The sequence below is a fragment of the Oleiphilus sp. HI0086 genome, assembly GCF_001635225.1.
In genome coordinates this window covers 1-12,267 of the sequence record NZ_LWFZ01000655.1, presented here as the reverse complement: position 1 = coordinate 12,267, position 12,267 = coordinate 1, and the positions used below count along the sequence as shown (strand labels likewise).

General features: G+C 44.5%; 12 protein-coding genes and 1 pseudogene. 10 read left to right on the top strand and 3 right to left on the bottom strand.

Annotation, left to right across the window (positions count from 1 at the left end; all coding sequences use genetic code 11):
- Nucleotides 1-85 precede the first annotated feature (85 nt).
- From imuA to A3756_RS09320, 3 genes are read left to right on the top strand one after another with little or no spacing between them, the layout of a single operon-like run.
- Nucleotides 86-754, top strand: coding sequence for a translesion DNA synthesis-associated protein ImuA (gene imuA / locus A3756_RS09330; protein ID WP_068509144.1), 669 nt, complete (start codon nt 86-88; stop codon nt 752-754).
- Nucleotides 755-764: 10 nt separating this feature from the next.
- Nucleotides 765-2,213: a DNA polymerase Y family protein gene (locus A3756_RS09325; protein ID WP_068509143.1), complete on the top strand. Its 1,449-nt coding sequence runs from the start codon at nt 765-767 to the stop codon at nt 2,211-2,213.
- Nucleotides 2,213-5,320, top strand: coding sequence for an error-prone DNA polymerase (locus A3756_RS09320; RefSeq protein WP_068509141.1), 3,108 nt, complete (start codon nt 2,213-2,215; stop codon nt 5,318-5,320). The genes A3756_RS09325 and A3756_RS09320 overlap by 1 nt, the downstream gene beginning before the upstream one ends.
- A gap of 10 nt (nt 5,321-5,330) precedes the next feature.
- Here the strand turns inward: A3756_RS09320 and A3756_RS29210 are convergent, their stop codons facing one another.
- Together A3756_RS29210 and A3756_RS09315 are read right to left on the bottom strand one after the other, a co-directional pair.
- Nucleotides 5,331-5,408, bottom strand: coding sequence for a type II toxin-antitoxin system ParD family antitoxin (locus A3756_RS29210; protein ID WP_156490383.1), 78 nt, complete (start codon nt 5,406-5,408; stop codon nt 5,331-5,333).
- Nucleotides 5,409-5,544: 136 nt separating this feature from the next.
- Nucleotides 5,545-5,757: a hypothetical protein gene (locus A3756_RS09315; RefSeq protein WP_068553384.1), complete on the bottom strand. Its 213-nt coding sequence runs from the start codon at nt 5,755-5,757 to the stop codon at nt 5,545-5,547.
- 249 nt (nt 5,758-6,006) lie between these two features.
- Between A3756_RS09315 and A3756_RS09310 the strand changes: the two genes are divergently transcribed.
- From A3756_RS09310 to A3756_RS09285, 6 genes and pseudogenes are all read left to right on the top strand, one after another.
- Nucleotides 6,007-6,804, top strand: coding sequence for an ABC transporter substrate-binding protein (locus tag A3756_RS09310; protein ID WP_068553383.1), 798 nt, complete (start codon nt 6,007-6,009; stop codon nt 6,802-6,804).
- Between the two features lie 121 nt (nt 6,805-6,925).
- Nucleotides 6,926-8,746, top strand: coding sequence for a DUF4382 domain-containing protein (locus A3756_RS09305; protein ID WP_068553382.1), 1,821 nt, complete (start codon nt 6,926-6,928; stop codon nt 8,744-8,746).
- Nucleotides 8,747-8,826: 80 nt separating this feature from the next.
- Nucleotides 8,827-9,345, top strand: a pseudogene (locus A3756_RS09300) (RNA polymerase sigma factor); the annotation flags it as partial.
- A gap of 21 nt (nt 9,346-9,366) precedes the next feature.
- Nucleotides 9,367-9,759, top strand: a complete 393-nt coding sequence (locus A3756_RS09295) for a DUF3619 family protein (protein WP_068512395.1) — start codon at nt 9,367-9,369, stop codon at nt 9,757-9,759.
- Complete coding sequence (locus A3756_RS09290) at nt 9,752-9,973, top strand: hypothetical protein (protein WP_068512398.1); 222 nt, start codon at nt 9,752-9,754, stop codon at nt 9,971-9,973. Before A3756_RS09295 ends, A3756_RS09290 begins: the two co-directional genes overlap by 8 nt.
- A complete protein-coding gene (locus tag A3756_RS09285; RefSeq protein WP_068553381.1) occupies nt 9,966-10,412 on the top strand; it encodes a DUF3106 domain-containing protein in 447 nt (148 codons plus the stop codon). The genes A3756_RS09290 and A3756_RS09285 overlap by 8 nt, the downstream gene beginning before the upstream one ends.
- 9 nt (nt 10,413-10,421) lie before the next feature.
- Here the strand turns inward: A3756_RS09285 and A3756_RS09280 are convergent, their stop codons facing one another.
- Nucleotides 10,422-11,273: an autotransporter domain-containing protein gene (locus A3756_RS09280; RefSeq protein WP_068512404.1), complete on the bottom strand. Its 852-nt coding sequence runs from the start codon at nt 11,271-11,273 to the stop codon at nt 10,422-10,424.
- Between the two features lie 149 nt (nt 11,274-11,422).
- Between A3756_RS09280 and A3756_RS09275 the strand changes: the two genes are divergently transcribed.
- A partial coding sequence (locus tag A3756_RS09275) for a TRAP transporter substrate-binding protein (RefSeq protein WP_156490382.1) occupies nt 11,423-12,267 on the top strand: 845 nt, incomplete at its 3' end.

The window sequence follows — 12,267 nt, the reverse complement described above, 5'->3', positions numbered from 1 at the left end:
CTAGGACCCCAAATAGGCGACTGAAATTACACTTGCAGAATATATTCAAGAAATAATATACTGTATATCCATACAGGCATTTACTATGAAAAACTTCATTGATTTACTCGAAAAGAAACAGCTAATCTGGCATGGCCGGAGTAGGCAACAAGCACCTGAGTTCGAAACATCCGGCTACTCCGAGCTCGATGTTCACTTGTCTGGCGGCTTTCCAAAAAAAGGCGTTGTAATGCTGCACTCAACTTGTGGTATCGGCGAGCTTCGCCTGTTATTACCCTCGTTAATAAACAAACAAGGCCTCTGCATATTTATCAACCCGCCAGGTATTTTGAGTGCTGAGTTCTTTTATCATCAAGGCATTGAGTTAGAGCGCATACTACTTATTAATACTAACTCTGCGAATGAAGCCTTGTGGTCTGCAGAACAGTGCTTGAAAAGTGGTGCCTGTGAGGCCGTACTCCTGTGGCAAAACCAACTAGAAGTTCATCATATTCAACGCTTACAATTAGCCAGTAATCAGGGGCAGTGCCGTCAGTTCATCTTTCGAACAGCAAAGCAGCAAAGCCTTTCACTACCAGTCAATTTGAGCTTGCAACTAAAGGCTGAAGAGCGAGGTATCGCGATTACCATCGCAAAACAAAAAGGTGCCTGGCCAAAACCCGAATTCTCTCTCAATATGTCTTCTTATTGGCCTTCACTGGCACTACAAAACACGAACAACATCATCCCCTTCCCTGCTTCTAAAGCGGTATAAAGGTGATGCTATGTCTCTATCAACTTTATGGCTTTACCTCCACTTCCCTTCACTACAAATCGATAGCCTGTTTTTAAACCAGGCAGCATGCAATCAGGACGAACAGCAAGCCGTTATCGTAATCAATGGTCAAAAAAACATCGTAGTTCAAGCCAATGATCATGCCCTACAGCAAGGTATTCATTTGGGAATGGGGCTAGGTAGCGCTGCCTCCTTATGTCGTGAGCTCTGTGTGCATGCTTATGATCCCGAAATAGAAAGAAAGAAACTGCTTGAAATAGCTCACTGGCTCTATTTAGTCACCTCCGACATAAGCCTTTGCGGTTCAAATGGTTTGTTGTTACGGGTCAGTAATATGTTGAGCCTATATGATGGGCTCACGAGTTATTGGCAAACCCTAAAACAGCATTTGGAAAAACAGCAAGTCCATTATCAATACGCCAGTGCATACTCACCTCTAGCGGCTGAACTACTCGCAAGATCGGGCCTAAATCTGATTAGTGACGAACGTAAACAAGTGCTAGCGCACCTCAAGCAGCAAAAGCTTAGTGAAAGCCGCTTGCCTGATAAACAAATTGAGCGCTTGCAACGTGTCGGTATTCGAGACATGCAAGCACTCCTGGCTGTTCCCTCAGCAGAGCTTGCCAAACGTTTTGACCTATCCCTGGTTAATTATGTCGGACAACTCACCGGCACTCTGCCACAAGCCGTCCATTTCTATCATCCTCCCATGCAGTTTTCACGTTATTTGGAATTACTATTTGAACTCTCTAATCTTCAGCTTCTTGAAAAGCCCTTACTGCGCTTACTCAATGCACTGGAAGAGTTTTTACGAATCCAAAATCTTTATGCCTATGAGTTAAAACTACAACTTCATTTACGAGATAAAGGCTTTCAAGAAGTTTTTGCCAGCTCAGCAAAAGGTGATTATCTGGCAAAGGTATGGCTGGATTTATTCAGCTTACGTTTTGAGTCGGTTAAAGTCCCTTCGCCAGTTATTGGCATCACTATCTCGGCACATAAAACAAAAGCCAAGCACGAAGAAAGCATGGATTTTTTTGAGGGCGGACAGCGTAATGGCTCTTCTTTAGAGCTCATCTCAACACTTCAGGCAAAACTGGGCCCTGATTCAATTAAGAATATTGATTTAGTAGATGACCCACGGCCTGAGCTAAGCACCTGTTTACGTAACTATCAAAACCGGCCTATAAAAAAAGGCATGGCGAACCACCTGACAATCGACAAAGCAAAGCTTCGTCCCAGCCTTTTATTCCCCAAACCAAAAGTATTAAGAGAACGCGTCACGCTTATTGAGGGGCCTGAACGTATCGCGACAGGCTGGTGGGATGAGCAAAACGTTATTCGTGACTACTTTATTGCGCGTGCACATAGCGGCGCTTGGCTATGGGTATTCAGAACACCTGAACAACGTTGGTATTTACATGGAGTATTTGCCTAATGCAGCCTCACTATGCCGAGCTTTTCTGCCAGAGTAACTTCTCTTTTTTGGAAGGCGCGTCTCATGCTGAAGAACTGGCTATCCAGGCTTCATTTTTAGGCTATCAAGCACTCGCTATTACCGATGAATGTTCAGTCGCCGGTGTAGTCAAAGCACATACGGCGATAAAAGAGCATCAGCTACCAATAAAGCTGATTGTCGGCAGCCTCTTCCGCCTCGGCAAACATCTAGAATTGATACTACTCTGCCCCCATCGACAAGCTTATGCCGAGCTATGTCGCTTAATTACGAATGCTAGACGTCGAGCCAAGAAAGGTGAATACCAATTAACAGACTGGGATATCATGAGCATTCAGCATTGCCTGCTTATCTGGTTACCCAGCGGTAAGGCGCATGACCATTCCCAAGCCAAATGGCTGAAGAAGCATCACGCCAACAGACTTTGGCTTGGCTTACAGCGCCACCTGAAATACAACGATAAACAATATATCCAGCACTGCCAGCGTTTGGCCGAAAGTTGGGACTTAGCCATCACCGCCTGCGGTGGTGTATTAATGCATACCGCAACACGCCTACCGCTACAGCACGCTCTGACAGCCATCAGAAAAGGCCGTACCATTGCTCAGTCTGGCAAGCAGCTACTTAACAATACCGAGCGTTGTTTAAGGTCCAGACAGAAAATAAGCAAACTGTTTCGCGAGGAGTATTTACACGAAACTCTTGTTATCGCCCAACAATGCCAATTCAAGCTTAATGAACTTCGTTACGAATACCCTAGCGAGCTAGTCCCGAACAATGAAACACCCATCTCTTACCTGCGTACTTTAGTCACACAAGGCGTGAGGTTTCGTTTCCCTCAAGGTATTCCTGATCATATTCAGTCAACCATAGACAAAGAGCTGAATCTAATTGCAGAGCTGGACTATGCCTACTTCTTCCTAACGATCCACGACATTGTAATGTTCGCCAAACAAAGAGGAATTCTTTATCAAGGAAGAGGCTCTGCAGCCAACTCGGTAGTGTGTTATTGCCTGGAAATCACCTCTGTCGACCCTCGCCAGATATCTGTATTGTTTGAGCGCTTTATCAGTAAGGAGCGCAATGAGCCGCCTGATATCGACGTCGATTTCGAACACGAACGCCGTGAAGAAGTCATTCAGTATATTTATCAGAAATACGGCCGAGAACGAGCAGCCTTAGCTGCAAGCGTCATCACTTATCGCTTTAAAAGCGCCGTCAGGGATGTTGGTAAAGCCTTAGGTATCGCCGAAACACAACTTGAGTTTTTTATTAAGAACGTTAATCGACGTGACCACAGCTTGACTTGGCAGTCACAGATCATCGAATTAGGACTCAACCCAGACACAGGTAAAGGCCAGCAGTTTATTAATCTCGTTAATGAAATTATGGGATTTCCTCGTCACCTTTCACAACATGTTGGTGGCTTTGTCATTTCATCCGGACCGCTATACGAACTCGTACCTGTCGAAAATGCCAGTATGGAGGCACGTACCGTCATTCAATGGGATAAAGATGACCTCGAAAGCCTTGGACTACTGAAAGTCGATGTATTGGCGCTCGGTATGCTCAGCGCTATCCGTAAGACATTTTCCCTTATTCAACAATACCACCAACGAGACTTGAGCATCGCAGATATCACCCGTATGCAGGATGACCCAAAGGTTTATCAGATGATTCAGCGAGCCGACACTATTGGCGTGTTCCAGATCGAGTCTCGTGCACAGATGAGTATGCTGCCACGTTTAAAACCAGAAAATTATTATGACCTGGTGATTCAGATCGCTATTGTCAGACCCGGGCCAATACAGGGAGATATGGTTCACCCCTTCCTAAAGCGGCGTAATGGTGAAGAGAACATCGAATACCCTTCGGAAGCTGTTAAGGAAGTCTTATCCCGCACGCTGGGAGTACCCATTTTTCAGGAGCAAGTGATCAAGCTGGCTATGGTCGCCGCCGGATTTACCGGGGGCGAAGCTGATCAACTCAGACGCGCCATGGCCTCTTGGAAAAAGACGGGTAAGCTGATGCAATTTAGATCGAAACTGATTGAGGGGATGCTGGAAAGGGGCTATGAGCAAGCCTTTGCAGAACGGATTTTTGAACAAATCTGCGGCTTTGGAGAGTACGGTTTTCCTGAGAGTCATTCAGCTTCATTTGCCGTACTCGCATACGCTTCTGCATGGTTAAAGCATTACTACCCAGTTGAGTTCTACACATCCTTACTCAACAGCCTACCCATGGGTTTCTATAGCGTTTCACAGCTCGTACAAGACGCTGTACGCCACAACATTGAAGTACGCCCCGTATGTATTAACCAGTCAGATTATGACCATCGTTTAGAAAAACTGCCTGAAAAAGGCACTAGTCATTACAGCCACGCCATGAGGTTAGGCTTACGGCAGATAAAGAACCTCAGCGAAAAAGGCGCCAGGGAAATTCTCAGCAAACGCCCGAATGCTGGTTATCAAAATGCACAGGCACTTCATCAGCTGACATTGAACCAAAAGGACCTTGAGGCCCTCGCTTCTGCCAATGCTTTACAATGTTTTGCAGAAAACCGCTACGCAGCGCGCTGGGCGCTTATGAATCCGCCTCAAAACTTGGCACTACCTGAGCAAGATGCAAAGCTGCAAGTAAAAGAGGAAGCACAATACCAATACCGGCCGAGCAACTTTGACAACCTGATTGAAGATTACGCCTCGCTACAACTAAGCCTTGAGCAGCACCCTATTACCTTATTAGACCGTATAGGTTGCTTAGGAAAATTTACCCGATCAACACAGCTAGCAAAGATTAAACATCAATCCTTTGTTGATATAGCCGGTGTCGTCACAGGAAAACAATCCCCAGGAACCGCTTCAGGTGTAACCTTTATGACCTTGGAAGATGACACCGGAAACATCAATGTCGTTATTTGGGCAGGCACGGCGCGGGCACAAAAAAAAGCTTACTTGAGCGCAAAAATCCTCAAGATCAAAGGCATCCTGGAACGTGAAGGAGAAGTCACCCATGTGATTGCGGGCAAGCTAGAAGACATGACGGAACAATTAGCAGGCTTACAGAGTCGTTCTAGAGATTTTCATTAAGACGCGAGGTTTATCTACCTTCATCAATTTGCTGTGCAATAAAGCCATCAAAGTGGTCACCTAAAGTTGTGCTTGTATTCTTCGGCACTTTGTCACCTCTCGTATACCATTTAATACCCAATAATGGTTAAGCACCCATAACCAAGCAATCAAGTACGCATCCTTCAGTCGTCGGATACTCTTTCATAAGGTCTTATAAGCAAACTTTGTAGTTAGCTCTACTCTCAATCCCCAGCTTCAAAAATCGTTTCTACCATTGCAGAGGCAACTCCAGAGACTTCTACCCGATAATCGGTTTTGCCAAAACTAAGCACGGCTCCAATAAAGGTGCTGCCAATCGCGTCTAGCATCTGATCTGGCTCCAATTGCATGTTTTCACAAATTTCGGCAACTTGGTCCGAAAATTCCTGCAATACTTCTTGAGACAGTTCACTCATACATAACCTTCCTAAGCCAGAATAATTTTCTTAACCATAAGAGAATTACGTCTATAAAACAATGGATTACTTAACTTACCCCTAAGCTATAGGTACTTTGTCACTTTATACGTATAGTTAAAAGACTGCCTTTTTTATGCAAATTGAGGCTTATCTTCAAAAACCAACTAATATTAAGGGATAGGTTGAGGTTGCCTGTCGTATTACAGAAGGTCTCTTGCTATGTAATAAATTACTCGCAAACTAGAAATGGAGAAGAAGCTTACTGTGGTAGTCTCTCTACTTGCTCAAAAACTTTTTGCTCTCGCACTATTGGTCTTAATCTGCTTTTCACATGCCAACGCTCAAGGCGATGACAAATTGATCATATTTGTCGACAAAAGTTACCCGCCTTATATGTATCAAGTTGAAAAAACAGAAGCTGACGGTTTATATCCAAGACTACTAGAAGCAACCATCAAACAGGCCGGGCTCAAAACTGAAATTAAAGCGTTACCCTGGAAGCGCGCTTTATTGTATAGCGCAAGCGGCAAAGGCGCTGTCGGCGGCGCGTATAAAAGTGATGAGCGCATAAAAACCTACGATTACTCCGCACCACTGTACCAGGAAAAACTGGTTTTATTTATCAATAAAGATAAGCCTTTTGAATTCAATTCAATTGAAGACCTGAAAGGAAAGGTTGTTGGCGTTAATCGCGGCTGGTCCTATGGCCAAGCATTCGATACAGCCAGAGAAAATGGTTTATTCACTCCAAATGTATGTAATGACCCTCACGATAATTTTAAAATTCTCGCCATGGGAAGAATCGACTGCGTCATACTAGATCAGATATCAGGCGATTCTTATACACGCATTTTGGGAATCGAAGATAAAGTGAGCGCTTTGCCCAATGCCTTTTCAATCAATGATGCTTACCTAATTATTCCTAAAGTACTTAAGATGACCCCATTTCTAAACGACTTTAATTCAGCACTTAGGCGCATACGCGAAGATGGCACTTATCAGAAAATCGTACAAACTTTCGTGCAAGAAGCCATGTCGGATTAACATGTATTTCTATTCCTAAATCATGTATCTGCAAAAAGTTATTAATTTTTCTTCCTCCGTGTAAACCTTTTCTAACTTCATTCGTTTACGCAATACAACCGACAAACAAATGGAGTTAGAAATGAATCAATCAAAGCTACTGGCTTATACCTTTGCCTTTTCAACCAGTCTTTTTGTGGCTGGCTGTGGCGACTCAAGTAACCAGGATGACACCGCACTAATGGGAGACTTGCAAGTCGCCGTCACCGACGCTGAAGAAGACTTTTTGACCTATCGAATTGAATTGGAATCCATACAACTCAAAAAAGCTAATGGCTCACTTGTCGAAGTGCTACCGCTTCAGAGTGAAATAGACTTTGTACAATATCAGGAGCTTTCTGAGCTTTTTGCCGTATTGTCTGTACCCGCAGGCGAATACCAAAGTGTTATATTGGGCCTGGATTACAGTGAGGCTGATATCGTTATTCAAGACGAAGAGGGTGCTTCTTATGAAGCTGCCATACAAGATGCCAATGGCAATGCGATTACTCAAATTGATGTGGAGCTAAATCTTAATGAAGGCAATAGCATCAATATATCCCCTTTCAAAACCGCTCAATTGACGCTTGATTTAGACTTGGCTGCCTCAAATACTATTGAGTCTTTCGAGCCACCCTTAGTAACTGTAGAGCCTTTCATGGTCGGCAGTACCGAGCTGGATATCGATAGGGAACATCGACTAAGGGGTTTACTCGAAAGTGTTGATCTGGCCACTAATACCATCGACATGAAACTAATTCCGATGCGCTTACGTCGCGGAACCTTTGGCGATTTCAACTTCCATGTCGATGACAATACACTGTATGAGATTGATGGCGTTGAGTACACGTCTGAAGAAGGCTTAAGCTTACTAGCAGAACAAGCTGAGGAGACCCCTCTTATTGCTTTTGGTGGCCCTTCAGAAGAAGGTGAGCAACGCTACTTGGCAACACAGGTACTCGCCGGTAACAGTGTTCCTTGGGCTGAACAAGATGTATTGAAAGGCATCATCACTGCACGCAGTGACTCAAGCATTTCGATTCAAGGTGCAGTCGTCGAGACTGGCGACCAGGCGGCTCACTTTCAGACAGAAGTCACACTGGCGGTTACTGAAGATACTGTTGTCACAGGTTATCGCTTAGGTGATGCCAGCATCGCCAATTTATCGGTAGGGCAACGAATACTAGCGTTGGGTGAATTTAACGCTGACAATAATGAATTCGATAGTAGTCAAGGCCATGTCAGAATGAAGCTCAATGCCATTGTGGGCGAAGTGGTGCAGGCATCTCCTTTGGAGTTGGATCTTAGCCATATCAACAAACGACCAATTGATCTTTTTGACTTTAGTGGCACAGGCCTTGATGCGGCTAATGATGCTTCACCTGAACAGTATGAAATCAACAGCTCTACACTGGATATTAGCGCTATCGAAGAAGATGAGTGGATGCAGGTACGCGGTTACCCCAGTTCTTTCGGCTCATCACCATCAGACTTTGACGCCTTAAGCATTATCAACCCGGACTTTAGCTCCCACCCTGCCCGAATGTTCGCTTTATGGCAGTCGCCTAGTACGACAGGGCTAACAATTGAGTCGAGTGAAATCGTATTATCACTTGAAGATGCTAGAACAAAGCTACACTTGAAAGGTATCCCCGGCTCAAGCCAGTTAAGCTTCTCTCCTGAAAAGCTTGTTAGTACTGCTGAAGAAGGACGTTTCAGTATTTTGATTCGCGGTGAAGGCGTCCATATGTTTACGGATTTTGACAGCTTTATTGGCTCGGCAAGTGAGTATCTACAAAATGGCCTTGCAGTGCATCAGTTAACTGCAACGGGGCAGTATACCGACAGCCTTAAGTCACTAGACGTAAATTATGTGACGCTACGTTTAAGCGAACCGCAGGACCTAGAGCAAGATCAGGAATAGAAAGAATTGGACTACACGACCATTCGTGTAGTCCAATAAACTAAAATCACTGTTTCGGGAAGCAAAGACAGAATGGGCAAACTGTGCAGGAAATAGAGCACTTTTTGAAAGAAGTCGAGCAACGGGCATTCCGTATGACCCAATTTGCTACGCGAAACGAAGCTGATGCGCTAGATATCGTACAAGAAGCGATGATCAAGCTCGTCAACAAGTATAGCAACAAGCCGCTTGCTGACTTGAGACCCCTATTCTTCAGAATATTGGAAAACAGCATTTTGGATTGGCACCGTAAGGAGCAGCTAAAAAAGAAAATATTCTTCTGGCGAATTGATGAAAGTGACGCCGAAAGCGAAGTCGAAATGGCTGACCTCAGCGCAGACCCACTGAACTTATTGGACAGTGAAAAACTAGGAGAACATTTACTTAAAGTCATCGAACAACTTCCAGTCAAGCAGCAGCAATGCTTCTTACTCAGGACGTGGGAAGGTTTATCGGTTCGGGAGACTGCAGAAGTAATGAAGATCAACGAAAATAGTGTGAAGAGCCATTACTTTCGCGCTATGGAAAAGCTGCGCTCATCAAAAGCGCAATTGCAGTAAACCAGAGTTCAGGTCAAGAGAATGAACGATAAAGAAATTCAACAACGAGCTAAGCAAGCGCTGGACGAAAGTACCCGGAATCTTTCCCCTAAAGTACAGCGCAGCCTATATCAAGCAAGACAAGACGCTATGGCACAAAATTCAAAGCCATGGTTTAGGCACCCCTTAGTAGGATTCACAGTGGCAGCAAGCTTTTCGGCTGTTCTGTTGATAAACTATTTGCCACAGAAGCAAGGAGAAAATATTCCAAACCTTGTTCAAGCAAATATTGACGACTTTGTTCTACTATCGAACTTCGACGAAACAGACTTGGATATTGCAGAAGATTTAGAATTCTCCTATTGGTTATCGGAACAACTAGAAAATGAAACAATACCTGAAACCTTATCTGTTAGTGAGCTGCGTAATGGCTAATGCATTCACTACTTTTCAAGTTCGAGCTAACGAAGCGCCTATTCAAGATATGAGCTTCTTTCTGTTTCTGGCCGAGACAATCGTCAATGGCAAAGAACTTGTAACGCCTATCGACTTACAGCAGATTAGCGATAACGAGCTGTCCAACTCCAAGGATCACGACTTGGTGCCCAGTGAACCTGAAAATAGCGAACAGGAGGCAAACCATGAATAAGCTTCCCAAGCACTTAATCACATTATTACTGGCCAGCTTTGTTTCGCTTTCTTTTGCAGAGGAATGGTCATCTTTGCCAAACGAAACCCAAATATTACTCATCCCTTTTCAATCACAATGGGATAGCTTAGACAAAACCAAGCAAGAAGCCTTGGTTACAGGGGCAAATCGTTGGGCAAATATGGATAAGGAGCAAAGAGAACTTGCGAAGCAGCGCTTTTCCAAATGGCAAACGCTATCACCTGAAGCACGCTCGGCCTTAAAAGATAAAATGCAGCGCTTTAAAGCCCTGCCTGCTGAGCATCAGAACTCTCTGAGAAAGAGTATGCGTAAATTTAAGCAACTCCCAGAGGCAAAAAAGCAAAAGCTGCGTCAGAGCTTCAAGCGGCTCAGCCCAAGCCAAAGAGCAAAGCTAAGACGTAATATTCGCAAGCCTTAGTCACTTCTTCTACCAAACCAGCCCAAAGCGCAGGTTCCATTGGGTACCGATATTGTCGAGGTCAATCGCTTCTTCAAACGATAACTCGACTTGATATCGATCGATTAACAGCTCAAGGCCTGCGTTGATTGAACCAGAGCTATCGGTTTCCAGATCACTTTCAGTGCTAGACGTTAATGAAGCACTCCGGCGGAAGATACTCGTTCGCGTCAAGCCTTCGCCTTGGAAGAAGTTAGTCCAGGACAGGCCAAAAAATGGACTTAATGCAGCGTGGCTATTCAATTCATAGAAGTAGCTTAAACTCAAAGACGGAGCCGCAAACCAGCCAGACTGACTGGCTTCCAAAGTAATAACATTTTCATTGAGGTAGCTTTGGTTGAGGGAGTCAACATATTGGAAGCCAAGCTGAAGTGAAGGTACGAGCGACCAAGCATCATAAGCAAAATAGCCACTAACTCCCGCACTGTATTCACTGGTCTCGCTATATTCTTCAAGCCGATTACCAGACGCTGCCCAAGCCTTCATCTCGGGTTTGCTATAGACATAACTCAATACCAGATCAACTGATAAAACAGGGTAGGCTAATGAAACACCAAAGCCCCACACCTTTTTCTCTAACTCAGCATCTTGGGCAAAGCTAGTATTTGCGGTTTCTTGCCAAGTATCCAGCGTGAGCATCGGCCCTTTCTGGCTAATAAAGGTGTATGTGAGATCTATAGATTCCGGGCTTAAATCAGCATCAAAACTATTGAAGCTAAGCGTTTCGCTATGCACGCCATAACTAAAGCTTAAAGAGTGCAGATTATCTTCACCAGACCAAGCAGATAGTGGAAATAACAAAAGTGCGAATAATCGATGCATATTAGGTATTTTGGTCCCATATAAAGAGTTCGAAGAGTAGCCTTAATGGCTCTGAATAGAAACCTATAAAAGCAATTCCACGCTTTCAAGCACACCCTAGTTCTGTTAAATTTCGCGCTCCACTTTCAAAAATAACAAGGATGCCACAAATGTCTCTACGAAAATTCGTGAGCTTTCTAGCAATCGTCATATCAGTTCAGTTTTTAGTTGCCTGTGATGACAAGGTTGAACACACCCACAAAGTAGAAAAACAAGACTCATACACGCTAAAACTGGCAGAAACCTGGGGGCCTAATTTTCCTATTTTTGGTGACACCTCCAAGAATATGGCATCGATGGTCGAGAAGATGTCGAACGGTCGCTTAAAGGTCGTCATTCACTCTTCAAACAAGCATAAGTCTCCTTTTGGTATCTTCGATATGGTTAAGTCAGGCCAATACGATATGGGCCACTCTGCATCTTACTATTGGAAAGGTAAAGTGCCTGCCACCATGTACTTCACTACCATGCCTTTTGGTATGATCGCCTCCGAACAATATGCATGGTTTTACTACGGCGGTGGCATGGAATTAATGAATGAGCTATATGGCCAGTACAATCTCATGTCCTTCCCTGGCGGTAACACAGCTAACCAGATGGGCGGCTGGTTCCAGAAAGAAATTAATACTGTAGAAGACCTGCAAGGATTGAAAATGCGTATTCCTGGCTTCGCGGGTGAAGTCATTGCCAAACTGGGCGCCAAACCTACGAATATTCCCCCAGGCGAGTTATATACCGCACTTGAACGCGGCACCATTGATGCGCTCGAGTGGGTAGGCCCCTCTCTTGACCTGCGCATGGGTTTCCACAAAATTGCACCGTATTACTATACCGGTTGGCATGAGCCCGGTGCTGAACTTCAGTTCCTGGTTAATAAGAAGAAGTTTGAAGGCCTACCGGCAGATCTTCAAGAAATCCTTAAAACAGCTATGAAAGCTTCCTCATACGATATGTA